23 protein-coding genes and 1 pseudogene are annotated in these 24,242 nt (G+C 46.3%); 6 read left to right on the forward strand and 18 right to left on the reverse strand.

Annotated elements, in window-relative coordinates; all coding sequences use genetic code 11:
- A complete protein-coding gene (locus O3276_RS01405) occupies window positions 1-489 on the reverse strand; it encodes a DUF4357 domain-containing protein (protein ID WP_269674025.1) in 489 nt (162 codons plus the stop codon).
- Window positions 490-505: 16 nt separating this feature from the next.
- Window positions 506-874 carry a GIY-YIG nuclease family protein gene (locus O3276_RS01410; protein WP_269674026.1) on the reverse strand — a complete coding sequence of 123 codons (369 nt, stop codon included), beginning with the start codon at window positions 872-874 and terminating at the stop codon, window positions 506-508.
- Between the two features lie 147 nt (window positions 875-1,021).
- Between O3276_RS01410 and O3276_RS01415 the strand changes: the two genes are divergently transcribed.
- The gene (locus O3276_RS01415; protein ID WP_269674027.1) at window positions 1,022-1,150 is read left to right on the forward strand and encodes a hypothetical protein; all 129 of its coding nucleotides are present in this window, start codon (window positions 1,022-1,024) and stop codon (window positions 1,148-1,150) included.
- A gap of 87 nt (window positions 1,151-1,237) precedes the next feature.
- Here O3276_RS01415 and ssb read toward each other — a convergent pair.
- From ssb to O3276_RS01450, 7 genes and pseudogenes are all read right to left on the reverse strand, one after another.
- A pseudogene (gene ssb, locus O3276_RS01420) lies at window positions 1,238-1,369 on the reverse strand (single-stranded DNA-binding protein); the annotation flags it as partial.
- A 58-nt stretch (window positions 1,370-1,427) separates the two neighbouring features.
- Window positions 1,428-2,996: a nuclease-related domain-containing DEAD/DEAH box helicase gene (locus tag O3276_RS01425; protein ID WP_269674028.1), complete on the reverse strand. Its 1,569-nt coding sequence runs from the start codon at window positions 2,994-2,996 to the stop codon at window positions 1,428-1,430.
- A complete protein-coding gene (locus tag O3276_RS01430; protein ID WP_269674029.1) occupies window positions 2,993-4,579 on the reverse strand; it encodes a hypothetical protein in 1,587 nt (528 codons plus the stop codon). Before O3276_RS01430 ends, O3276_RS01425 begins: the two co-directional genes overlap by 4 nt.
- The gene (locus tag O3276_RS01435) at window positions 4,576-5,784 is read right to left on the reverse strand and encodes an AAA family ATPase (RefSeq protein ID WP_269674030.1); all 1,209 of its coding nucleotides are present in this window, start codon (window positions 5,782-5,784) and stop codon (window positions 4,576-4,578) included. Before O3276_RS01435 ends, O3276_RS01430 begins: the two co-directional genes overlap by 4 nt.
- Window positions 5,777-7,603, reverse strand: a complete 1,827-nt coding sequence (gene drmB, locus O3276_RS01440; RefSeq protein WP_269674031.1) for an MrfA Zn-binding domain-containing protein — start codon at window positions 7,601-7,603, stop codon at window positions 5,777-5,779. The genes O3276_RS01435 and drmB overlap by 8 nt, the downstream gene beginning before the upstream one ends.
- Window positions 7,596-7,880: a hypothetical protein gene (locus O3276_RS01445; protein WP_269674032.1), complete on the reverse strand. Its 285-nt coding sequence runs from the start codon at window positions 7,878-7,880 to the stop codon at window positions 7,596-7,598. The genes drmB and O3276_RS01445 overlap by 8 nt, the downstream gene beginning before the upstream one ends.
- A 10-nt stretch (window positions 7,881-7,890) precedes the next feature.
- Entirely contained in the window at window positions 7,891-10,854 is a 2,964-nt protein-coding gene (locus tag O3276_RS01450) for a helicase-related protein (protein WP_269674033.1), read from the reverse strand.
- Window positions 10,855-11,090: 236 nt separating this feature from the next.
- On the opposite strand from O3276_RS01450, the gene O3276_RS01455 reads away from it, so the two are divergent.
- Complete coding sequence (locus O3276_RS01455; protein ID WP_269674035.1) at window positions 11,091-11,534, forward strand: helix-turn-helix domain-containing protein; 444 nt, start codon at window positions 11,091-11,093, stop codon at window positions 11,532-11,534.
- Window positions 11,531-12,130, forward strand: a complete 600-nt coding sequence (locus O3276_RS01460; RefSeq protein ID WP_269675920.1) for an IS630 family transposase — start codon at window positions 11,531-11,533, stop codon at window positions 12,128-12,130. Before O3276_RS01455 ends, O3276_RS01460 begins: the two co-directional genes overlap by 4 nt.
- A 562-nt stretch (window positions 12,131-12,692) precedes the next feature.
- Here O3276_RS01460 and O3276_RS01465 read toward each other — a convergent pair.
- From O3276_RS01465 to O3276_RS01495, 7 genes are all read right to left on the reverse strand, one after another.
- Window positions 12,693-12,941: a LexA family protein gene (locus O3276_RS01465; protein WP_269674036.1), complete on the reverse strand. Its 249-nt coding sequence runs from the start codon at window positions 12,939-12,941 to the stop codon at window positions 12,693-12,695.
- Window positions 12,942-12,957: 16 nt separating this feature from the next.
- Window positions 12,958-13,305, reverse strand: coding sequence for a hypothetical protein (locus O3276_RS01470; protein ID WP_269674037.1), 348 nt, complete (start codon window positions 13,303-13,305; stop codon window positions 12,958-12,960).
- Window positions 13,306-13,504: 199 nt separating this feature from the next.
- Complete coding sequence (gene cydX, locus O3276_RS01475; RefSeq protein WP_269674038.1) at window positions 13,505-13,624, reverse strand: cytochrome bd-I oxidase subunit CydX; 120 nt, start codon at window positions 13,622-13,624, stop codon at window positions 13,505-13,507.
- A gap of 15 nt (window positions 13,625-13,639) precedes the next feature.
- Window positions 13,640-14,773 (reverse strand): cytochrome d ubiquinol oxidase subunit II, encoded by a 1,134-nt coding sequence (cydB, locus tag O3276_RS01480; RefSeq protein ID WP_101748097.1) that lies wholly within the window; start codon window positions 14,771-14,773, stop codon window positions 13,640-13,642.
- A gap of 12 nt (window positions 14,774-14,785) precedes the next feature.
- Window positions 14,786-16,387, reverse strand: a complete 1,602-nt coding sequence (locus tag O3276_RS01485; protein WP_269674039.1) for a cytochrome ubiquinol oxidase subunit I — start codon at window positions 16,385-16,387, stop codon at window positions 14,786-14,788.
- 308 nt (window positions 16,388-16,695) lie between these two features.
- Entirely contained in the window at window positions 16,696-18,204 is a 1,509-nt protein-coding gene (locus tag O3276_RS01490; protein ID WP_269674040.1) for a hypothetical protein, read from the reverse strand.
- Entirely contained in the window at window positions 18,191-18,673 is a 483-nt protein-coding gene (locus O3276_RS01495) for a hypothetical protein (protein WP_269674041.1), read from the reverse strand. The genes O3276_RS01490 and O3276_RS01495 overlap by 14 nt, the downstream gene beginning before the upstream one ends.
- A 266-nt stretch (window positions 18,674-18,939) precedes the next feature.
- Here O3276_RS01495 and O3276_RS01500 point away from each other — a divergent pair, with 266 nt between their 5' ends.
- The 3 genes from O3276_RS01500 (at window position 18,940) to O3276_RS01510 (ending at window position 20,388) form a co-directional block, all read left to right on the forward strand.
- Window positions 18,940-19,476, forward strand: a complete 537-nt coding sequence (locus O3276_RS01500; RefSeq protein WP_269674042.1) for a hypothetical protein — start codon at window positions 18,940-18,942, stop codon at window positions 19,474-19,476.
- A 79-nt stretch (window positions 19,477-19,555) separates the two neighbouring features.
- The gene (locus tag O3276_RS01505; protein ID WP_269674043.1) at window positions 19,556-19,750 is read left to right on the forward strand and encodes a hypothetical protein; all 195 of its coding nucleotides are present in this window, start codon (window positions 19,556-19,558) and stop codon (window positions 19,748-19,750) included.
- Window positions 19,747-20,388, forward strand: coding sequence for an SET domain-containing protein (locus tag O3276_RS01510; RefSeq protein ID WP_269674044.1), 642 nt, complete (start codon window positions 19,747-19,749; stop codon window positions 20,386-20,388). The genes O3276_RS01505 and O3276_RS01510 overlap by 4 nt, the downstream gene beginning before the upstream one ends.
- 253 nt (window positions 20,389-20,641) lie before the next feature.
- Here O3276_RS01510 and O3276_RS01515 read toward each other — a convergent pair whose 3' ends face one another.
- On the reverse strand, window positions 20,642-22,882 hold the full coding sequence (locus O3276_RS01515) for a diguanylate cyclase (RefSeq protein WP_269674045.1): 2,241 nt from the start codon (window positions 22,880-22,882) through the stop codon (window positions 20,642-20,644).
- 399 nt (window positions 22,883-23,281) lie between these two features.
- Entirely contained in the window at window positions 23,282-24,232 is a 951-nt protein-coding gene (locus tag O3276_RS01520) for a hypothetical protein (RefSeq protein ID WP_269674046.1), read from the reverse strand.
- Window positions 24,233-24,242: the final 10 nt, after the last annotated feature.

The raw sequence follows: 24,242 nt of genomic DNA on the forward strand, positions 1-24,242 counted from the left end.
TTAAAGCCCAAGATCCCTTAAAGATTGCTGATGATCATTGACCCAGGAAGTCGGACCATTAGTACTTCGCCCCCTAAGCGTACAGGCAGCTGCACTGGGGCTACTGAACTCATAATCTTCGGTGAAGACATAACAATTATCACTTTCCGCGAGTATGCCTTTTTCAATTAGCCTGGTTCTACTGGCCCGCAAGCGTTCAGGGCAAGAATTAACGGGGTTTTCAACCGCCTGTGAGCCTTTAAAAACGGTAAAGCCACCCTCAGAGCGCTTACCAGTTGCCATAAGCGAGCCTTTGACCTTGCAATGAAATAACGATGCACTCTCTGATGCAAAAGCGGTAGTGGTACTGCCAGATTTGGTGGCTGGCAAAGAATATACCAAGTGGTGAATCCCCAACACAGGCAGTAACTGCAACATGCGCTCAATATAAACATCCATTTCTGCACGATCGGCTTCAGGCAATGAAGAGCCACTTGCAGCATTATTCATGATAATGGTTCGCTTATTAGTTTGAGCCAACTGAATCAGTTTTCCCTCCTATATAGCGTATATGGGCTTTCGTCAGGTTATCGTCTTTGCTGACAAAGGCAGAGGTATGAATCCAGTAGTCTTTTTCCTCATTTTTGGCATGCTGTTTCAGCCGCTTGGAAACGTCCTCTGCTTCGCCTATATAAAAAACCGGATCTCCAGACTCAGAATCAGTGCCCGTTAGCAGATAAACCCCTGGGCTGCTCAACTCTGGCCGAGTCAGAAAATCATCAAGATCACTTCGAGGTCCGGCAATGGCCTTGCCTGTCCAATTGGAAATTTCAGCGGTACGCAGTCCGGTTGGGCTGCCTTTGACAAGAAACAGTTTGATAGTGGCTGGCTGCATATGCGAGAATCACGTTCAATAAATATACAAGCCATATCGACCCCATCAACTTGATCATTATTGATTGGCAAGGGTTTTGGAGAATCTGTCAACTACATAAATATCCTGCAGCAGTTCTAGGCATTGATACTTGGAGGAGTGGAAGTTTTGGCTGGCATCACCGCCAATAACGGTAATGGCACCAGCCAGGCAGAGCTTCCGGATGGTTCGATTATTACCGTGAAAGGGGAGTCAGTGGGAGTTGGTCTAAAGGCTTTTGTTCAGGGAGGGAAATAAAAGGAGTTGCGCCAAATCTGGCGCAGTACGAAGTGGAAGTGTAAGACGATCAGATCAAGAATCAAGACCCGACCCCGGTTTTGGTTTCTTTCTATCTTTCCAGGATTCACTGGTTGCAAGACTCAAATTGGCAATAATTGTGCCGGAAGGGGTTGCCCTGATCTCGGGTTCATTACCGAGATTTCCGATGAGAATGACTTTGTTAATTCCACGGGACATGGTATTTCTCTGATTAGTAATTGATTAAAAAATTCTAAGTTGAGTTTATTTATTAAAATCAACACCAAAAGCAATACAGCTTCGCTTTAGCTCTGCTCATGCCTACATAATGTAAAGAGCGGTTATCACTGCTAGATAAAGAACTAGGGTTTGGGAGATCCAGAAGAATGATAATGTCATTCTCAAGGCCTTTAAAATTTTTTATTTCAGAAAATGTTATTCCGTCAAATGGGTATTTTCTGACTTTATAATCATCCAGCTCAGTAATACTAATGACTTCATCTTGCTTTAGCTCAGAGAGCAGAGATCGGCGTTTTCTGACTGAAGACAGAATGGTTATGGAGCGTTCATCAACTTCTGAAGACTTTAGCTCTTTCAAAAGATTTAAAAGCTCATTAGCAAGCGATTCTTTACTACCATGATGTTCGGTAACCTCAGGTCCTTCTACAAGGGTTGGTTTTCCCATATCGCAGCCCAGGGAAGTTTGAATACTGGTCAGAATGTTGCTTGTATTTCGACAATTAACATTGAGACGAAGCACTGCTGGATTATTCTTTGTCCTGAGCCAGCCTAATGCGTCCTTGTCCATGTGTGAGAGGACATCAGCTTGGTTATTAGCATCATGAAAGAAGTACCACTGTCCATCATCAAGACCTCCAGAGATAGCACTATCCAATATATCTAAGTCGCTACGATTCAGCAGGTCTTGTCCTTCATCAACGATCAAAACATCAAAAGCATCAAGTCCAGAACGTCTCAAGGCCGTCGAAAGCCCGCTGATCGTAGAGATCAACAATTTCTCAGACTTGATTCGTGTTGTTAAATAATGGCGTAGCCAAGAGGATTTGCACGCCAGAAGCACGGTTTTATCTTGTGCAATAAATCGTCTCGCCATCTCTGCAGCAAGGAAGGTTTTCCCTGTTCCAGCACCGCCGGAACACATCACCCGTTTATTCTCCATTGCTATATCGACATAGTGATATTGTTCTTCAGTCAGGCAAACTGATGAACGATTTACGCTTTCAATCTGGTCAAATAAGGGTTGTACGACTTCGAAGTTTGGCCTTAAAAACGATGCAATTTGGTTTACATCATCTGCTGAAAGCAAGTTGGCATTGGCAGGGCGCTTGTAATTCCAGTACTTAAACAGGTTTGTTAACCATTGATCAAAGTGACGTATATCAGCGGAATCACAGATCATTTCTCGATCCCATTCGGCACCTTGCTGCTTCCATACTACATTAGGAAACATTACCGCATAGCCTATTGGGATTCTTGTTTCCTCAAGGTTAAGAAACTCTTTTATTTTTTTGTTTACTGCATGAATAGCACCATTGGCTTGTTTGAATGGGTCTGAGATGCGGTGTTTACCGTTTTTATTTTCTGTAAACCATACACCATCTTGAAACGATATTCTGCCACCTTTTACTTCGAGTACAAATAAACCAAAAGTACTGACGATTACAAAATCGGCCTCTCCCTCTCTCTTGTCAGCATGGCTGGTTAACGACAGAGAGTGAAAGGCTATAATATTGACATCTTTCAGTTCAGCTGATTTGAGAGCATCAAAAACCTGACCTTCAGCAAAGCTATTATTGTCATATGGAATGTTTGGAATTATTTTCATCTTAACATTTTCTTATATGAATCAATGATTGAATTAAAGGAGAAGAGATCATTTGAGTCACTAATCGTTTTTTTAGCTATTAGATTTTCAAGATGCTGATAATTGACCTCTGCCTTGGTTTTTGGCCTTGTCTTGAAAAATTGTCCTTCCTTTTTTTGCTCATATTCTTCATTCTGCTTCCAGGATATGAACTCACTGTCTGGAACATTAATTATTTCGGAGCTGAACCACTCATAAAAGTCATGCAACTTGTGGTTTGTTGTGCTCTTTTTGAAGTACTTATCATAGATCAGGATAGGTTCTTCTGGCTCTGAAAAAGGTGCTAGGGTATGAAGAGTATCATCAGATATAGATAGGTTATTATGTGTTTTTAAATGCATATATGTGGCCATTTTGAATGAAATCCACATAGATAGCCCATGAGTGCATCTGATTGTTTCAGGGGTCTTAATAAAGCCACCAATTGCACCAAAAAATAAGGCAAATAATGAGTAGTCTTCTTCTGAAAAATTACTATGATAGTATTTGAGTACAGTTTCAATATTATCACGTAGAAAGAACATGGTTAACAATAGATGATATTTTGTCAGTCCAAGATCTGATTTATCATTTCCAGATTGTATTATGTTTTTAAAGATAGTATCAGGGGGATCTTGATGAGTTCGATCATTTATCGCCTCCAAGATCGCAACCAATTTAGGTTGGCTTTCTCTTTTTAATAGCTCTAGCAAACTATATCGTGCTTCACCTGTGTTATGTTGGTCGAATATGAGCCTAATAATTTGATTGTATAGATTAGTTCCATTATCCCACTTCTCTGGTTCGGTATGAAAAAGAGCTGTTAATTTCCATGTGTTGTCATCCTGTTCAGGTTGTGAATTGTTTTTTGAGAATTTTTTGAATATTTCAGTGGAGTGTCGTCCATTTTTTGTCTGGTAATACAAAAGGCTCAGTGCACCACCGTATGAAAAGGTTTTTTGGTAATTCAGCTTTCTATGTGGAACTTGTTCTCCAATATTTTTTTGCTCAGCCAAGTCACTTTCTTGGTTGAAAGGTAAGTTGTTTTCTGGCGTTTTAATTTCCTTGAACAGCTTTGCTTCAATGGTGACGGACTTTCCAATATTTTTTCCATAAAAAAGCTCATATTTAGCCTTGATGGATTTTTGTTGATTATTGTCCTTGAGAATTATTTTTTTTACACAACTCAGTGGTAGTGGTGCTGGTAACAATAGTTCAGAAAATGCCTTATTGTTTCCGTTGATTTCTTTTTCGATTTTGAATGGCTTGAATTTTCCAATGTCTAGATGATTGGTTCTATAGAATGCAAAAATATTAGTAATTTGCTTTGTATCAATTTCAAGTAGACATTCAGTTAGATTGTCATCTTCAGCTTTTGATGCATTCAATGCATCCCATAAATTCGTTTTCGGAAAACAAGGGATATAACCAATCGGGCTGTTTTGCATGGCATCTGCAATATATGCATTTCCAGAAAATCCCTGTTTATCAACGATTAACCCACAATGAAAAAAGAATTCAAGATTTTCGGTATTAGTAACAATAAACCAACGATTGGTACTCACAGCTGACGCCTCTTCAGTAATTCAATATTTATGTTTTGTTCCCCGTTCTCTATGGCAATGGTCTCACCTTCTGGGGGTAATATTTCTTCCAAAATACTTTTTTGACTAGCACTTTTCAGAAGATAAAGTCGCTCCCTGGCCCGAGATGACATGACGTACATTCTCTTCATCAAGCTCTCTTTGTCGTTGGATATAGCTTTGAAACCATCAATTAGAATGAATACGATATCAAACTCAATGCCCTTTACTGATTTATCATTCAGTACAACGATGCCCCCATTGCTAAAATCAATATTGACTCCACCTTTTTGATCTGAGTAGTAGGTGCTGACTATAGGCGAATGGTTTTTCCTGCTTTGATTATCTTTCTGGAGGTCTTTTGCCCACCATTCACGTTTATTTTCATTGGCAACAATGAACCCGATGAGTTTGCTTGGATCAAGATCATACTCTGAAAGAATCTGTTCTTTAATGCGATCGATCGTCTTATATTCAAATAAAATAGGAGTGTTTACAGATGGTCTATTTGGGAGTGATGGCTTTGGGCTTGTTTTATCGGTGTAAAAATAATTTGAGAATGCAGCTATGGGGGTACTATTCCGCCAGTTCTCTTTAAGCTCAATAACATCGGTTTTCTCTAATCCTAAGACTTCCATTAATTCTTTTTTTGATGAATTTTCATCAGTGATTTGCTGATTCTGATCTGCTACCACAAAGAAATTTTCGACGCCCAAAGTTTCGATGCATTCATACCATTGCGGAGGTAAATCCTGCCCCTCATCAATGATAAAACTATGACCTGAAAGGTCTAAGTTAAACTGCTTAAGTCTTTCCTGTAGCTTTTCATAGTCGGGATTATGAGCCTTTATCTCTGGCATTTTATTTTGCTGATAAGTAGCAGCTGTACCTCCAGTAGTGCTCCAATTCAGCTCATAAATCCAAGACATGGCTGTATTGCTCTTTAAGGCAAGTTGAGTGTCACCTAATAACGCTTTATTTGCATGATTCAGTACATGGTTAAATGTTAGAAAATGAACATCATCAATACTGTTTAATTCTTTCATTCTCCACAGAGCTACTACTGACTTTCCAGTGCCAGGGGCACCTACTACCAGATATTGCCCTTCTGCTGGCAAGCGTAATACCCTACGTTGATCTTTAGTAAGTTCATCTCGCCGAGGTAAGTTGAAAATTCGTTTAGCCATCTGTGTTTCTCATCACATCTATTAGAGAGGGAATTCCCAAGGCAGAATTCCCCTTTATAAATACTCTGTCCAACAGTACGTTCTTGTAATCGCATGCTGTATCCGGAATCAGCGCACAAGCATGGCAGGCCGCCCGATTTAACCAGGCAGGGCCTTGCCCCTCCATTTCGCCACAAACCGGATCTAATGAACACCAGTCCGCTTGGCGCAATGTGGCATCAAAAAGTCTTAGAAATTTATCTGGTCTTGCAAGTTCGACAATACCACCCAAAGAGCCAGCAACATCTGCTACAGCTGTATAAATCAGAATACCTGTCATACCTTCAGAAGGGGAACAATAGATACGTTCTTTCAGAGAAGCTGCTGGATAACCCGCTGTCGACTCAAGCTCTCTGATTAAAATATGAGCCAAGGTGTGTAGCAAAATGAAACTCGGCGAGGTCGTTGCGTCTTCGGGCAATATTATATTCGAGTTTTGATAACGCTGTTCAATGCTATTCGCTCTGTGACGAAGTAGCGGATTGGACTCCCACTCCTTTATTTTTTCGCCATTAAGAGTAAAAAATATACCTTCTCCAAACAACTCTATTGCTGGTAACCAATCAGTTTTACCAAGCAGGTCTGGTGGCACGAATGGGGCGGGTTGATGTTCTTCAGCGTCACTGGCCGCTCTGGAAAAACCCTCAAATACTTCGATTACCCTTAGCCTGTCAACTGCTACTAATTGATCGACTATCCTGGCTGCGATTTGTAACTCCGGAGCTCCTTGAAGATCATCGATATACTGCACCCAATCCTGAGTCAAGTGACGGGTTATAAAGTCTGCTCCTTCGGGAAAGTCTTCCGGAGTGGTTAATGCAAGATATTCATCTCCCAGCATGTCACCCGCGACTATTTCAACCTCTGAAGGTCGCGTTGTTGTTTCAATATTTAGAGCCTCGCTTAATTCAGCTTCAGTGCAATTGAGTGCACTGGTTGCTCTCTTTATTAATTTCTTGCGTTGCAGACCTCGAGTAGCGCCTTTAATCTCGTTTATTAATTGGGAATGTAATTCAAGTTTATATTTCAGCGAGTTTCTATCGATATTTGATTCTGGAGGAATGACAAGTGCGCGTTCGTTTTGCGGAGAGTAGACCCTTGGATCATTGACCTCCATAACTGTGTAGGTAACCCCACCTTCATGAGCTTCCCCAAATTTTTCTTTTACTTGAAAATGAGCACTTCCCTTGAAGTCAGCTTGTTCAAAATTAGCATTGGAGCCGCATTTTGTACATTTAATCGTTTTTTTTCCCCGATCACCTCTAAGGATTTTTAAATAACCTTTTTCCCGCTCGGCAACACAGCGAGTTTCTCCATTTCTGTGACAAATCTTATGCCATGGGACGTCCAACAGACCACCAAAGCTGCTTGTTGCACACCATGTTACTTGTTCCAGAATACCGGCCTTGCATTTATGACAAGTAATATGCTCATCAATGCCTATTTCATTGGTTTGCCACGGTTCATAGAAAAGCAGATCACACTGGCTGCACTTCATCCATGAGGGAAAACGCTCGGTCGGTATAGTTGTTCCATGAATCTTCAAATGTACGGATTCATCAAATTCTGCCGTAGGTGGTAGTAACAGTTTTTGATGAATTCGCAGGTGCTGCTTTACCCGTTCAACAGCATGTAGTTGAACCATGTTCTTAGCAGACCAATACCTTGTATCCTTTACACGCATTAACCAGTCGTTTTGATCACGTACGATGGAGCCCACTGCGGCATGGCTTGTTAAGTGTGAAAAGCGAACAGGAGTAAACCATTTCTTATCAATCATTCAGTTTATTACCTGCTATTTCAAAAAGCCCAGTCTTTTCGACATTTCTCATAGAGTTAAGTGTTTTCCAAAGGCCTGAAGAAAATTGACTCCCTTCAAATGGCACCAAAAGACCCTCAGTGGACTTGTCATTTTGTTTATACCTTAGGTTGGTAGCTGATGATGCTTCATCTTCCCACTCTGCTACCAGCCGATCTAAATGTTCGTAAACCTCTGCTTCAGTTTTTTTACGGCCTAGAAGAGCGCTCTTGATGCGAAGTTTTAATTCCTTCAGCACCTTCGCAACCTCAGTTCGCTCTTCTCGTAAACTCCTGTGCATCATTATTTTCGAGTAAGCCGTGCTCACCATGTCTTACCGCACTAACAAGAGCAGCATGGAGTGCCCGATTTCTGACTTGTTGAGTAAAAGGGGTCAAACTTGAGGGCTCTACAAACCGGTAGAATGAACGATGATATGCTCTGAAGTTCTCATAGTGCGAAAGGCTTCTGGCTTGAGTTTTATAGTAATTTGCAAATACTATTCCTGGTATTTTTCCTCGGCCTACCCGGCTGCTTGCCTGAATATATTCCGCTGTTGTCAGGGGTTGCCCATTGATAACCATCAGTGCCAGTCTGGGCTCATCAAGACCAACCGACACCATGTTTGTGGCCAGCGCGGCATCAATAGCATCATGCTGCTTGTAGTTTGAGCTTAATGATTCAAAGATTTTCGCATTTGCATCAGCTGTTTGGTTACTTGTCAGTGATTTAATATTTAGCTTCCGAGCAGGAAAGTATTGCTTATAAAGCCTGGAGAGATCTTGATTCTCGGAAATTATGGTTGGACAGTCACCATTAAAGAAGCCTGGCGATCGAATAAAGTCTTTTGATCGAAGTGACTCGGCTAACCCAGGCTCTAAAACATCAGCTTTGGCTAAAAAGTCTGCTAGTAGCAAACGATGCTGAATACGTGGAATACCGCTTTGAAAATTTGTTCTGCTATTGCCTACACCTTTAAGGCTGCCATGGTAGACCATCTCAGTCCACCACGCATCTTTTAACTCGTCCTGATCATTAAATAAAACCTGTGGAGTCGCTACTAAAGCTCCCGCTAAATCCTCCAGACAATTTTGCCGCTGTCGTCCAAAAGCCATGTAGCCCACATAGAGTCTCCCGGGCTTTTCACTTAACGGCACCTCACGAGCAAAGTAAGAATCTTTTTGCCGAAGGCCAACGGGAGGAAATACTGCCATATCACGGCCAAACAGCGCTCTAACCTGTTCAGGTGCCTGACGAATAGTCGCGGTTGAAGCAATAAACTTGGGATAAACGCCACGAGAGACCAATATCGCTTCGAATCCTACTTCGTAAAGCCCAACAATAGAACCCAACGCCCCTGAAATAAGATGAAGTTCATCCTGTATAATCAGTTCTGGGGGGCGATGAGAATTACCACCAAAGAAAGCGCCTGCGCGGTTTTCCCAGGGAAGTCTGGCAAATTTATCGACTGTAGCAATCAGTAAGCTAGGAGGCTCCTTGTAGAGTGCTTCATCGACGACATTGAAAGGTAATACGTTATTTTCTTCACAACCAAATGCGCACTCTCGATTACTGCATGAGAAATGGAAGCTGGTTTCAGTCGCTTTGTAGTTATCTTTTGTGAAGGCTGCCGCACACCAGGGACACTGACGCAAAATAAACTTACTAAAGTTTCCCTTATTTAATTGTTCAAGGGCTTGATCAAAAGTGTTTGGTGAAGACTCACCACCAAGCCAAAGCCCTACGCTGTATGGTTCGTCTCCCAATGTCGGTGTTTCCCTACGAATAAATTCTAATGCGGAAACAACCTTGCAGGCACGAATAAATTGCTGTGCGGTTAATAGTCGTAGAGTATACCGCATGATCGCTGTAGTACCCTTGCCACTGCTGGAATACTTGAGACGACGATAAACAAATACAAACGCCATTACCCCTAAATAAGCTTCTGTTTTACCTCCGCCTGTAGGGAACCAAATCAGATCAACCCAGTCTCGATAATCATTGTCTTCATCAATGGACGACTCTAAAGCCATGAGAAAGAAAGCTAGCTGGAAAGGCCTCCAGCCATAAGGGCTTTGGGGGAGATTTGCTCCGTTAAGTTCCATTTGTGCGAGCATCGCCTGATTTGCTAATGAAAAAGCAAGCTGCGCATCTTCATCTTCTCGCATCAATGAAATGCTACTTCTCATTCTGGAATTAGCAATTTCCATTCGGGAAATCAGGCGATTTGCGGTGTCTCTTTCATCGTCTTCTTCAGAGTTTGCAATATCTTCTTGTGCTGCTATCCAGTCAGAATAATCGTCAACAAATTCATCGAGGCGTTCAAAGACTTTGCCATTGGATTGTAATGACTTGAGGAATTCAAAGCTCAGAACCTCAGTGAATTTTCCTCCCGTATTTGCAGTGACCTGGGGCACCTCGACTACCGGCATAAAGTCACTGAATAATTCAACATTACCGTTCTCGAGAGACCAGTCAACCGCCACGCCATGACCGATAGCATAGACATGTTCGTCTTTGTAACGAAGTTCAAGCTCTTGTTCTTCTTCCGTTAATAACGCCTTGCTAACACGAGGGTAGTTACGAAGAGCATTTTCAGGCAAAAAACACCTTAGTTTGGCCTCAAACAAAGAGTTCTCTGCCAACTTATCACGTTCTTTCTCTTTTTCAGCTACTGTGAAGTGCTGATTATTAGAAAGGGTGACTGTTACAATTTTTCCATCACCATGGGGGCGAACAGTAACATCGATCCGAGCGCGTTCTTGGCAGACAATCTTTTGAGATGACGCATCGAGCAATACTTCAACTTCCTCTCCGTCATCATTGACTAGAGGGTGCTTTTCCCAGCGACGAATATGTTTAGAGACTCCTTTATCCTCAAACCTAACAGCACTGAAAAAAACTCGCAGCGACTCAAGGCTTTTATCGATATAGAAAGAAAATCCCATTGATGATGGGGGCTGGTATTTCGTATTCTTTGAAGGTGAGACTTCTTCTATATTATCTCCTTCTTCTTCTTCGCCTATTAGGTCATCATTTTCATGCTCAGTTCCTGGTGAGTAAAGAATCCCTGTTGTATATCGATCAAATGGGTTGGTTTCAAAGAGTAAGTCATCCTTTAACTTTGCCCCTGTTAAACTTTGTTTTACCCAATTAACAAACTCCAGGCGAGCCTTGGTATAGTCGGTCATGGCAATTAGCTCCAAGCCACTTTCTGTAGGTTTTTTGCTCATGGCTCTGAATTCAATCACTCGAACGGAGCAGCGCATTATCTACATTAAATTGAATTTCGGTGGATACAGATCATCCTTAAATTAATCTGTGTAGCTTTGTATATTTCGGTCATTTTGGTAGTACATGAACATTAAATATATAAACACTTTATTGATTTGTACCTATTATAGGTAACGACCGTCGTATGATATTATTCTCGCCTTCATATCTTCATACCTCCATAAATGAGGCAGTAATGAATAATATTGACGGTCGCAGGCTTTCAGACTCCATCAGGGAAGAAATTCGATTCAAAGCAATAAAGGACTGGAATGCAGGTATGAGTCCTACAAATCTTGCTCACAAGTATGGAACCTCAAGAAAAATAGTCTATCAATGGATAGACCGATACAAACAGCGTGGCTGGGACGGCCTGAAAACCCGTACAGGTAAAACTGGCCCCAAGCCAAGACTGTCAGCCGTTCAGGAGCAACAGCTAAAGCTACTTCTGAGAACCCGAACACCTATTGATTATGGCTACCAAACTACATTGTGGACATGCCAGATCATAGCAGCACTCATTGAAAAGACTTTTCAGGTCAAGTATGTACCTGGCGGTGTTCGCAAACTGTTAAAACGCTTGGGTTTCTCGCCCCAAAAGCCTCGCTGGGGGGCTTGGGAACAGGATAAAAAAAAATAGAAGAATGGCTTGATGAGCGTTATCCCGCGATACTTCGGCAAGCAGAAGAACAAGATGCAATCATCTTCTTTCTGGATGAATCTACAGCAAAATCTGAGTGCCATCGTGGCAGGACATGGGGCGTAAAAGGACTAACTCCAGTTGTAAAAACAACAGGCTCCAGACACAGGTTGAACATTGTTTCTGTAGTGAGTTCAGAAGGTATCCTGAGATACCGGACATTTACCGGGAAAATGGATCGCTTTATGTTTGTTGACTATCTGAAGTCATTGGTCCGAAGTGTTGACAAGCCAGTGATCATAATCACAGATGGTCATCCTGCACACCGGGCAAAATATACGAAAGCTTATGTAGAACAAGAGCCGAAGCTGCTTGGGCTGCACATACTGCCAAGCTATTCTCCGGAGTTAAATCCTGATGAACAGGTCTGGAATCAGCTCAAAGAAAAGCTGGGAAAAGTCGCTTTGAAGACCAAAGATGAGTTCACAAGTTTTGTTCGTAGCAAGATGCGAGCACTACAAAAAATGCCTGAAGTGGTGAAAGGTTTTTTCAGGTTGCATGACACCAGATATGCTTGCAGGCAGTGTTACCTATAATGGTTGGAAATCAGTAGGTTAGTGGATTTAATCAATTTTTTTACTTTTTATAGGCGATTTCATTGTAATTCATTGTTTAAATAGCAGATACGCTACCGCCCGTGGATTTTACCATTGTCTTTTATTGACGCAGGGGAGCATGGGACCAGATAGCTCAGAGGCAGAATTTTTTGTGACTGGTTATTTTACTCATGTAGGGGGGGATGTTGGTAGTCGTACATTTGCGAAGAGGAAAGGAAAAATTGTTATACTGTATGTATAAACAGGTTTTAGGCTGATTTCACAATAAATGGATTATTTGAACAAATTGCGATTTGTGGACAGGGCTATTCCTGACGATCATAGAATAGGGAATGGGATAAACTTTCCTGATTACACGATGGAGTATGAGGTAACCAGACTGAGTTGGCGATTGAGGGTCGAGGCCTATGGAAAGTATTTATGCTTTGGTAGTATCAATTACCCTGATGTTTAGAGTGCAAGAATAGCAGCATCAGAGTTTCTGGATTCCCTTTCTCATAACGCCCTTTATTCAATGTAACAGCACTTCCATTCAACTTTTTTAATCAAGAAAGGGCCACTCTTCAACAGGAAGCTCCACCTTCATTGTCCGGGCTTGTCCGGGTACCCGACTAATCAGGCCAAGCTGGTGCAGTTTCACCACCATCTGGTGAACGGTGGGTGGGATAACCTGAAAATACCGCTGCAAATCCTTTTCCGCTGGTGGCATGCCATTGATCTTCGTGTAGTAGTAAATAAACGACAGATATTGGCCTTGCAGTGGCGTATAGGATGGTTTTTTTGAACTCATAGTTAGTGCTTGAACTTCACGACATGACAAATGGTGGCGTTTGAGCAACAAGGGACTGAACCCGATCCATTCTTTTGCTGATATGGGCTAATAACAGTGCAGTAAGAATTGTTGCTTCCCTTTCGCCGTATTCAGTATCGCTAGCCAACAGATCAATCATGGCTTTATAGGTGCGCAGTTTGACCGGCTCGTCGCTCTGGCTGAACATTGCGGCGTGGGTGGCGTGCATAATCGCTTCTTCAAATTCTATGTCCAGAATTTTGGTGTAGTTCCGGGCGTGTTTCTCGCACTCCTTGCCTTTCATGGTGCTGATGGCCTGGGCCAGTTTGAGGTCTGGAAGTTTGAGCAGATCGCGGGTTTTCATGGTTTGAAAGCACTTCTTATGCAGTGGTTGAGGCGGGAGTTTATTCGATGGTTGTGGGAAAACCAAGATGTACCAAAAAGATACAAAAAAACGGCACCATTTTCCCGTATAACATTCACCACAAAACGCAGCAAAGGTACGGTTTGGTACCGTTTTTGAGGCTCAGGTTACAATCAAATTGTAACCTGAAAATTTTCGATCAGTCTAACCCGTTGATTTCATTATCAAAATTGTCCGAATGAAATTCGTACCACATCACATTAATAATCCCAAAGGCGCAAGCCAGCAGTACACCCAGGATCCATGCAAAATACCACATTGTTCGGCTGCCTCTTTAGTAAAGTGAATGACTTTCTTTTTCAATGCGCTCGGCGGTCATGCGACCCCAGAGTTTGTAGAAACACCAGATGGTGTAGCCAAGGATGATGGGAACAAACACCACGGCAACGCCGGTCATGATGGCCAGGGTCATAAAGCTTGAGGTTGCGTCCCAGAGGGTCAGGCTGAAGGATGGGTCGGTACTTGAGGTCAGTACGAACGGGAACAGACTGAAACCTGCGGTCATGATAATGCCGGCCTGTGCCAGGGATGAGCAGGTAAAGTTAAGCCCATCCTGTCTGGTGCCGGAGAAGATCATGACGCCAAGGGTGCCCAGGAAGCCAAGTACCGGGGCAATGATCATGATGGGGTATTGGCTGTAGTTGTTCAGCCAGGCACCTTGAGCAAGCGTCACGGTTTTTTCCAGCGGGTTGGATGGCGCATTGGTATCCAGAATACTGGTGACCTGGTAACCGTTGATATGGGCAACCCAGAAACCTGCCGCGGCAAATGCCACCATGGTCAGCAGGGCAGAGTAGCGGGCGACCGTTGCTGCACGGTGACGGATGGGTTCGCCAGAACGCATTTTCTGCCAGACAGCGCCCTGCATGGTCAGCATGGCGGCACTGACCACACCGCACAACAGTGAAAATGGGTTGAGCAGGTCGAAGAATGAGCCAGAGAAGCTGGAGCGCATAAAGTCGTCCAGCGCAAAGCCAAACCCGACAAAGATGTTGCCAAAGGCAACGCCAAACACCAGGGATGGGACAATACCGCTGACAAACAGTCCCCAGTCCCAGGCGTTGCGCCAGCGTGGGTCAGGCAGTTTTGAGCGGTAGTCGAAGGCCATCGGGCGAATCAACAGGGCAAATAGCACCAGAACCATTGCCCAGTAAAAGCCGGAGAAAGCGGTCGCATAGACGGTTGGCCAGGCGGCAAATAGCGCACCACCGGCGGTGATGAGCCAAACCTGGTTGCCGTCCCAGTGGGGCGCAACGGCATTGATCATGATACGACGTTCAGTGTCGTTTTTGCTCATGAACGGCAGAAGGTTGGCTGTGCCGAGATCGTAGCCGTCCATAATGGCAAAACCGATAAACAGGACGCCGATCAGTACCCACCAGATAAATCGGAGAATTTCATAATCCATCGTCATCGCTCCTTATGCTTTTCCGTGGAGGGGACTGTCAGAAACCACAGCATCGGTTAAGGCCTGCTGTTGTTCAAAGTGGTAACGGCCGGTGTGCAGGCTGCTTGGGCCCAGTCTGGCGTACTTCAACAGCAGCCAGACTTCAATGACGGCAAAGATGCCGTAGAACAGCGTGAAGCCGGCGATGCTCAGGTAGAGGTCGGTGACTGTCCGGGTGGATGCCGACAGATAGGTAGGTAGAATGCCGGAGATCGACCATGGCTGACGGCCGAATTCAGCCACAAACCAGCCCATTTCACTGGCAATCCAGGGAAGGGGCAGCGACCAGAGGCAGAGTTTCAGGAAGAAGCGACTTTTGTATTCATTGCGACGGGCGGTTTTGACAAATGCCGTCACCAGAAGCAGCAGCATCAGGACGCCACAGCCAACCATGATGCGGAAGGCAAAGAACAGAGGCCATACGGTTGGAATAGCATCTTCTGCCGCTTGACGGATCATGGCATCGGTGGCCGCAGGAATGTTGTCGGTATAGCGGGTCAGCAACAGGCCGTAGCCGAGGTCATCCACCACTTCCAGAAAGGCGGCCCGGTTTTCCGGTGTATCCTGGCCGCTTTTCAGTTTTTGCAGCAGGTCATAGGCCTCCATGCCGCTCTGGATACGGACCATCTTGTTTTCAATCAGGTCTTTGATGCCTGTGACTTCTTCATCCAGTGAGCGGGTGGCAATAATGCCCATCAGGTAAGGGATTCTGATGGCGTAATCGGTTTGCATGGTTTCCTGGTCAGGAATCCCGATCACGGTGAAGCTGGCCGGTGCCGGGTGGGTCTCCCATTCCGCTTCAATGGCGGCCAGTTTTACCTCCTGGACATCGCCCAGCTCATAGCCGGATTCGTCACCCAGGAGAATAACGGACAGAACAGCCGCCAGACCAAATCCTGAAGCCACGGCGAAAGAGCGGCGGGCAAAGCCGATATCACGATGGTTCAGCAGGTAGTAGGCAGAAATGGACAGGACGAAAATAGCGCCAGTGGTATAACCCGCCGCTACCGTATGGATAAACTTGACCTGGGCCACCGGGTTGAATACCAGGTCGGCAAAGCTGGTCATCTCCATGCGCATGGTTGCAAAGTTGAACTCGGCACCCACCGGGTTCTGCATCCAGGCGTTGGCAATCAGAATCCAGAGTGCCGACAGGTTGGTGCCTATGGCCATCAACCAGGTACAGGCCAGGTGCTGCACTTTACTCAGGCGATCCCAACCGAAGAAGAACATGCCAACGAAAGTGGATTCCAGGAAGAAGGCCATCAGGGCTTCAATGGCCAGTGGTGCGCCGAAAATATCGCCAACATAGTGGGAATAGTAGGACCAGTTAGTACCAAACTGGAACTCCATGGTCAGGCCGGTGGCGACGCCCACGGCAAAGTTGATACCAAAGAGTTTGCCCCAGAATCTGGTCATATCCTTGTAGATCTGTTTACCCGTCATCACATAGACGGATTCCATAATGGCAAGGATAAACGTCATGCCAATAGTCAGTGGCACAAACAAAAAGTGATAAAGCGCAGTAATGGCAAATTGAAAGCGCGAGAGATCTATGACTTCTTCCAGAATCATACGACTCCTCCATAGATAAAATTGGAGTAACGCCCAGCTACCTGCATCATAGAACGTAAATGTGGCTTCAGCCAGCGGCTCCCAACAGGGTAACAGGAATCGGAGGGCGTTCCGGCTCCGGCGGCCTTGTATGAAAAGACACGGTCGGTGAAGTCATTGAGCCTTTGATAGCGGGTCTGGGCAATAAGTAATCAGCGAACGTATAGTATCTTATGTAAAAAAATAGGTATATTTCGGTATGCCGCATACTGTTTGACTTAATGCCCTGTGCAGGTAGCTACGGCCTGCAGGTAGCTTTGGATCACCGCTTAGGCTATGCCTTTCAGGCTCAGGCGAGTGATGGTCTTTTTGGCATTGTACAGATCAATTTGCCAGGTATCTTTTGGCCCCGGAACTTCCATGGCTGAGACATTGTCCAGAGAGTAGGAAGCGCTCAATGGTGTCTCATAACGGGCAATAAACTGAAGCCTTTCCAGACTGGCATTATAGGTTTTAACCAGAAAGTTGATGGTCTGGTCACTGAGTGGCACCCGGTAATAACGGATCAGGTTTTGCGCCAGTTTCTCCGCGCTGGTGGCGAGGTTCTTGGCCACGGCAGCGGCCATCGCTTCTCCCCAGGCGGCTTTGGTCCGGGCGCTCATGCCCGGTTCAATATTGGCCAGACTGGTGGCATTGGCACTTTCGATGGCCCTTTGGATTTGTGGATCATGAAGATGGATGTAAGGATCGAGAATGGTCGCAATCTCAATGGCGATATCACGGGCCCCGGCTTCGGCCAGGTGGTTCCCGGCGTCGGTCTTTATTGAGTTAATCTTGCTATTGTCGTCAGACAGCGTTTCATGCACGGCTTTGGGTAAGTAGGGTGACTCATTGAGGTAGTGCAGAATACGCTGGGTGACTTCTGCCTTAGCCTCCGCATCCAGGAAAATGGTTTGTTCCGAGATGGTGAGACTGCGCTTCAGGTTTTCATTATTTTGATATTGATATTTACTGGAGAGTTTTTGCCAGTTCTTCAGGGCACGCTTTAATTGCAGGCTGTCCCGTCCCTGTTTCAGGTAGGCCCTGCGGCTTTCGTTGTAGATCTGAAGGGCTTTTTCCAGCTGCTGGCTCTTTGAGGTAAGGGCCAGCAGGTGCTTTTTTGCCGTTTTTTTCTGGGGGCTGGACAGGGTTAGTTGACGGACTTCACGTACCTGAAGGCTGAGGTTGTCCAGGGATTTGGTGGCAGTGGCCAGCAGTTTGTGGGTGCTCAGTCCGTTACCGCTGCCAATGTCCGAAGGAATCCCGATATTGTTCAGGTAAGTGGTTAACGCCTTCAGGCGGGAATAGACCCTGGCACGGCTGATACGCAAGTCATTGCGTTCTTCCTCAAGCTTATCCAGGGCCCTGGCAAGATCCCAGTGACCGGTGTACTCAATTTTCAGGTAGGCAATTTCCCGGCCGCAGATCAGCTCAAAACAGAGGGTGAGTATCTCCTCCACGTCGTGCAGGGTCATCAGGTTTTCATTGCCTTCCTCAATGGCGGAAAGAATCCGCTCAATAAAGAGGGGTTCCCGTTTCTGTCCATCATGGGGGCGGGCTACCATGCCGTTCAGGCGCTTTTTCAGGGCCTCAGCGGTTCGTGGGTGGTTCTCATTGAGGGCGAGCCAGGCGCTGTCGGCTTCTTCTTTGGCCTCATGGATGATGTCTTGCATCCGGTTATAAAGTCCGGCGCGGCGGAATATTTCAATGCGCTCTGCCTGTTTTGCCAGTTGCTGGTTACCGGTCAGGTCTTCTATTGCGGCAGCGACCCACTCGGGGCCGAGATCAAGCTTGCGCAAACAGGATACCTGCTGAGTGTATACGACGTTGTTCTTCTGTCATATTCACCTGGCCAAGGTCACGAACCTGGTAGATCAGCTCGGAAATCTGGTCGATCAGGTTCAGAAGGTTTATCCGGTCTCTTATCTGTTGCCGACCGTGGGTCATGTTATGAAACAGACGGTAGCCCATACCCAGCGCCACCGCGATAACCGAGTAGCCGAGGAAATAAAAAGCCCGTTCCACCGGCATTATTTCGCCATAGGCAAAATAGTAGCCAAAGTAGGCGGCCATCAGGGTGACCGGGCCGGCCGTCCATGCGTACTGCAAAATGATGACACTCCAGGGCTCCTGTTGCGGGGCTCTGGCCACTTTTTCAAGCCAGCGAAGGTCACGGCCTTCCAGTTTAAGGTCAACGTTGTCCAGCTCTTTTTTCTGTGGCTCCTGGTTATCGGGAGCATTGTTATGAAGGCCGGTTGCATTCGACATGTTGGCGTTAACCTGCGGCGGGGGGCTCTTTTACGAGGTATTCTAATCAGCCTCAACCGTAAATCCCTATATGTAAATCTACGATAGTGGCAGGTGCCTGTTCCTGAAAACGTTGAACTATGTCTGTTTAAATGAATCAGACGTCAGGGAAGGACATTCGTTGCTTTAATAAGCAAAGGGTTTGGCTTTGCCGTGAGTTGAACTTTTGGGCATACATTTTGTCAGAGATTTTAAGAGTGTTGTTGCAAATATAGAGTAGGGAGCTTATGGAAACCAATGCCCTGTTACCGGCAAAAATGGCTGAAAGTCGTCCCCCTGATCCAGGAAATGAACAATGTGGATCCAGCAGTGGCGGGCAAGGTCAGGTAGTGGCCTTTGCCCGTGATGTTGTAGCTGCCCAGAGTGATGAGCCGAGTCTCAGCCACCCAGGTTCTGACAGCGATGCAGCAATCTCTTCCGGAAATATATTTGAATCAAAGATAACTCCATTAACTGACGATTCCACCACCTCATCTGTAGCTTCATCTGTAGCTTCGAGAGTGGCAACATCAGAAGATGTCCCTACCCCTGCCAACCGCGCCGGGCATGATAGTGATCATGCAACAGTCCTGGAGCAACTGACAGCAGATATACGTGCACTGCCAGACACCAGTATACTCAGTCGGGGAATAACCGAAACCATGCTTCTGTCGCTACAGAACAAACCTTCACGCCATTCAGCACACCAGGCCTTCGCCACTGGCAGTAATAGGCCGGGGATGGCCAATAGGGCGTTGGGGGAACCGGGCTATTTCAGACTCTGAACTTCCTCCCGGGCATACTTATCAGCCTTATTTCTGGATGTCGCGCCTGGCTTGCAGTCAGCTGTTGCCGGACTTTCAATTGAATCAAGCTTTGCAACCCCGCCTGGTGAACCAGTTGATCATGTCTGAGCAAGAGGCCCGGCAAGCCTTTCAGGCGCGATTTGAATACCGTTTTGTTGATTATGGCTTTAGCTGCTCTGATGCTTCGGGTGCAGAGCCAGAAAAAAATTACGGGGTATTTGCCCGTGCACCCGTTAAGGGGGGGGGGAGTTGATCGGGGTCTATTCCGGTATTGGCTATGTGCTCAACAAAAGTGAGTGGGCCAGGTATAACCACGATTGGCAACCTGAACATGTGCATCAGAAAGTGACGACTGAAATGCCGGATTTCATGAGTTACTACCGGACCCTGATGGCAGGTCTCAGAGGTAAGGATCAAACACAGCGAACGCTTTCGAAATACTCAATGGCGGGGCTTTCTTCAGATTCTACGAACATGGTTGTCATTTTACCGGATAACGAGCGTTATACACCGATGCATTTCCTGAATGCGGCCAACAGGACCAAAGATAACAATGTCAGCATGTCGTTTGTTTCAGTGAATACCCGTTCTGGTAATCTTACCCTCCCTATCTATTTTGCCTTAAGGGATATCGCTGTCGGGGAGGAGTTATTGGTTAATTGCCGTTCACTTTCGCCGGACGAATGGGAGCAATCAGGCTTGATGATGACAGCCGCCCGGGAAAGAGCAAAATACGAGAGAAATCTGCATAGCCAGCTTGGCTTTATCAAGACACTTAATAATGAGGTACCGGGTAAGCAGGCAATATCGCCGTTTGTTGCAGCGCCCGCATATTATGCCTCAGAAGCACTTCGCAAAAGCTACAGGCAGACAAAAAAACAGCAACACTAGTACATGGTTTCAATGAGTTTGACGTGTAAGATCTCCGTTCACCCTGAAGCGGAGTCGAAGGGTGCTTGGCACGATCTATCAGAGTCCGGAGTTTCCGCCTTTAGGCCCTATGGGTCCTTCGATGCTTCGACAAGCTCAGCACTCAGGACGTACGGATTGCAGAGGCACGACAACCCGTCAAACTCATTGAAACCATGTACCAGGGCTTTTAGATACGTTGAGGTGGCAAACCTGTTCTTTCTTTTTGAGTGGCTTATGTGGCTGGCAAACGAACATCGTTCAGGCTTGTGCTGATTGACGTCCGGTTTTTACCTGTCTGTTTTGCCTGGTACATTGCCGTATCCGCCTCCTCAAGCAGTTTGTCCAGTGAGTGCACATCTTTGGACAGGGCGGCAATACCGATGCTCACGGTTGTGGGCTGACTGTTCGCCCATTGATTGTTTTTTGCATGTTCACTGGCGATGGCACTTCGCATTCGTTCAGCCACATGGAATGCCTGCCAGGGCTCTGTATCGGGCAATAATGCCACAAACTCTTCTCCGCCGTAACGCCCCAGTAAATCTTGATGCCGGAGAGACTTGCGGCATATAACCGCTGTCGTTTTAAGTATCTGGTCTCCGGCATTGTGACCTTGCAGGTCATTCAGTTGTTTAAAGTTATCAATGTCCATAAACAGGGCACAGCAGGGGCGGATGGGGTCAGGGCCAAGAGCCGCCCGAATAATATTTTCTGCTTCCTGACAAAAGGCTCGCCGGTTCAGCAAGCCGGTCAGTGGGTCAAGGTTGGCCTGCTGCTGCCAGAAGAGTGATTGTCGATTTGCCTGAAAGAGGGTACACGCATGGTTGCTGATATCGCTGGCGGTTTGCCAGGTGATGGCATTTCGGTGATATCTGGAAGGGGCCAGTACCATAAGTACTTTGTTTCCGGCATCTATATTCAGTGGGAATAGCCAATAGATGGTGCCAAACCGGTCTTTAAAGTTGATTTTTGTTTCGATGCCCGAAGCGATGAGACTGAGCAAGTCCTCTTCGATATCTGGCAGCTGCCTGGCTAAATTTTCAGCGGCTTTTGAGTAATCAGTGGTTTCCCCGGGGTTGAAGTGCCATTCATCCTGCTGGTGGCGAAACACCATGGCAGGAATGCCGGGTAATACCTGGTCGAAGGTGGTCAATACTTTCTGGATCAGTTCGTTGTCGGAAAGTGGTGAGTCCGGGGTTTGCAGGTGCTCACGCAGTGCTGACTCAAAGATACGCCGTTTGCTGCTGGCAGGGGCGATGGCATTAATCGACATGGCATGGTTCAGGTTCTGCTGGTGCCCATACCAGTAAAACAGAGGCAGGAGGGCTGCATGAACAGAGAGGAGTATAAGTTGAGGGTAGGGCGTCAGGCTTCCTGACTCTGCGATGGGATACCACAACCATGAGTGTAAAATGAGCATGGTCAGTGCTGAAGGAAAGGCCACTTTTGCGGGACGAATGCCATTATAGAGACAGTAAGCGGTAGCCAACACCACCAGGGTGAAACTGGCCAGAAGTGAATAGGCGGCTAGTTTCAGGGTTGCCGCTGATGCATTGCTGGCAGAGGTGATTCCATAAACCACGAGCGCCATTGTAACGATGTTCAGTGCAAGAATCAGTCGGTTCGTTTTGGGGGTGTAGACCGGCAGCAGTGCCAGGGTTCGATAGCTGGCAATACCGGTGACCAGCACCACCGCGGTTATCAGAATAAGCCAGTGGCCCGGCTCCCCCGGCCATGAAACAACACGAAAAATGTCGCCTTCCCACATCAGAATCATCAGGTTGGCAACAAAAAGATGGCTGATCAGCAGATACAAGGCGGGGGTTCGATTTCTGAGGGTGAGGGTAAAGATGAAAATCAAGGCGACGATCAGCAGCGTCTGAATCGAGCTGATGACGGTTTGTTGCTCACTCAGCAGTTCATAGTAGTTCAGAGATGGCCATAACTCAGGATTGAGCGGATTGAGCGCTACCGGATCATGACGTAGATACCAGGTTTTGGTTTCCCCGGGCTTGAGTGTCAGTTTCATGGTGTTGGGAGCCATGCCTGAGGGTGAACCATCAATGCCCATTTTTGTCAGTTGATACCCGTTGTTGACCGGGATAAAAACATCCAGCTTTTTATGGGGAACCTGGTGGAATACCATCAGCCAGTCATGGGGGGAGTAGGGCGACAGTTCAATATCCAGGCGATACCAGTTCAGGGGGGTATCTTTATTGGGGAGCGAGCTTTGAAAAATGTCTGAGGGTGGGTTTACCGGCACCAGGGGCAGGGTGGTGATGGCATCATCACCACTGAGGTAAATGGGTTGGGCGACCAATGAACCGGAAAACGAAAGCCATAACAGCAAAAAAAACAGGCGAAGATCCCTGGCAGGTTGACAAATGACCTGGCACTTAGGATTTTTCCCGGGTATGAGTAAATGTTGCAGTAATAACAACAATGTCGTCTTCCCTAACGAGGAAACCAGTTCCAAATCGATGGCCTGTTCATTTATTAATGTCGCAATTGAGCTTTCTCCGTCCCGGAGAAATATTTCAAGATATTCTTACACAGTCGTGGGAGTTCTGTGAAGCGTTCAGGTTGGCTTTATGGGGGCTTTCCTGCAAAAGTAGCTAAGGAATTGTCTTTTAATAAGTTCCCGATTTCCGTTCACCCTGAGTGCTGAACTTGTCGAAGTATCGAAGGGTCGTGCCACCGAACTTCGATACTTCGACAAGCTCAGCAACTCAGTCCGAACGGGGGCAGGCAATGAAAATAGGGAAGTTATTGCCAGACAACTCCTAACCCCTGAAATCATATACTTCTGGCTCCTGGCACAGTACCAGCCCAAGAAGCCAGAAATATTCGATTCCATCTGGCCAGCTACTCCAGCTCAGTTAGTCTGTACCGAACTCATTTCATGGGCTGGTTCCTGCGCAGGAACACTCTGCCTGTTCATTCGTTCTCTGATTCCCTGAATACCCTGTGATACTGAGTTGACCGCAGCGCTTGCCAGTTCTTTACCACGGGTAAGTGGTTTCATCGCCAGCTCCTTACCACGCAACCCATCCTGGTAACCGGTAATCCATTGATAGGTTGAATAGCCGGCAATCCCCAATCCCAATCCGCCCGCCAGAAGGGAACCTGTGGTAATTCCTCCCACCGTAGCGGCTGTTGACGCTGTAACGTCTGTTGACACTGTGTCGGCGGCTGCCGCAGGTGTTGGCTCTTTAGCGGCTGTTGACGCTGTAGCGGCAGTTGATGCTGTAGTGGGTGTTGACTCTTTAGCGGCTGTTGATGCTGTAGCGTCTGTAGACACTGTAGCGGCATTTACCGGACAAACCGATAAATCCAGCGCATCCCGAAATTCAGTTCTCGAAGAGCAATTGGCTGTTAACACACGAGGGTCTGCATTTTGGCAAAAAAGTTGATCATTGGAGATAGATCCAAAATTCTTTTTATTGCCATTGACATAGCTGTTCACCGCCTGGGTGTTGGTAACCTTTCCTCCAAGGCCGAATTTCCCCCCGATGTAGGCTTGTGCAGCATAACCCCTGGTATTGACATAGCTGTTCACTGCCGTGGTTTTGTCAACCGTTCCTCCAAAGTAAACCATCGCCCCCCCGATGCCGGCGTTTGCATGCTGACTCCTGGTTTCGACCCCGCAGTTCAACGCTGTGGTTTTGGCAACCGTTCCTCCATCGTGAACCGACCCCCCCCCCCCGATGCCGGCGTATGCATAGTCACCCGAGGTTGTGACATAGCTGTTCACTGCCGTGGTTTTGTCAACCGTTCCTCCATTTACTACCTCCCCCCCCCCCCGATGCCGGCGAATGAACCCCAAGCCGAGGTTG

It is taken from the genome of Endozoicomonas sp. GU-1 (genome assembly GCF_027366395.1).
Lineage (GTDB): Bacteria > Pseudomonadota > Gammaproteobacteria > Pseudomonadales > Endozoicomonadaceae > Endozoicomonas.

Coding starts and splice junctions, on each gene's coding strand:
- O3276_RS01405 (WP_269674025.1), bottom strand. CDS start 489: ATGAATAATGCTGCAAGTGGCTCTTCATTGCCTGAAGCCGATCGTGCA.
- O3276_RS01410 (WP_269674026.1), bottom strand. CDS start 874: ATGCAGCCAGCCACTATCAAACTGTTTCTTGTCAAAGGCAGCCCAACC.
- O3276_RS01425 (WP_269674028.1), bottom strand. CDS start 2,996: ATGAAAATAATTCCAAACATTCCATATGACAATAATAGCTTTGCTGAA.
- O3276_RS01435 (WP_269674030.1), bottom strand. CDS start 5,784: ATGGCTAAACGAATTTTCAACTTACCTCGGCGAGATGAACTTACTAAA.
- drmB (WP_269674031.1), bottom strand. CDS start 7,603: ATGATTGATAAGAAATGGTTTACTCCTGTTCGCTTTTCACACTTAACA.
- O3276_RS01450 (WP_269674033.1), bottom strand. CDS start 10,854: ATGAGCAAAAAACCTACAGAAAGTGGCTTGGAGCTAATTGCCATGACC.
- O3276_RS01455 (WP_269674035.1), top strand. CDS start 11,091: ATGAATAATATTGACGGTCGCAGGCTTTCAGACTCCATCAGGGAAGAA.
- O3276_RS01465 (WP_269674036.1), bottom strand. CDS start 12,941: ATGAGTTCAAAAAAACCATCCTATACGCCACTGCAAGGCCAATATCTG.
- O3276_RS01470 (WP_269674037.1), bottom strand. CDS start 13,305: ATGAAAACCCGCGATCTGCTCAAACTTCCAGACCTCAAACTGGCCCAG.
- cydX (WP_269674038.1), bottom strand. CDS start 13,624: ATGTGGTATTTTGCATGGATCCTGGGTGTACTGCTGGCTTGCGCCTTT.
- cydB (WP_101748097.1), bottom strand. CDS start 14,773: ATGGATTATGAAATTCTCCGATTTATCTGGTGGGTACTGATCGGCGTC.
- O3276_RS01485 (WP_269674039.1), bottom strand. CDS start 16,387: ATGATTCTGGAAGAAGTCATAGATCTCTCGCGCTTTCAATTTGCCATT.
- O3276_RS01495 (WP_269674041.1), bottom strand. CDS start 18,673: ATGTCGAATGCAACCGGCCTTCATAACAATGCTCCCGATAACCAGGAG.
- O3276_RS01500 (WP_269674042.1), top strand. CDS start 18,940: ATGGAAACCAATGCCCTGTTACCGGCAAAAATGGCTGAAAGTCGTCCC.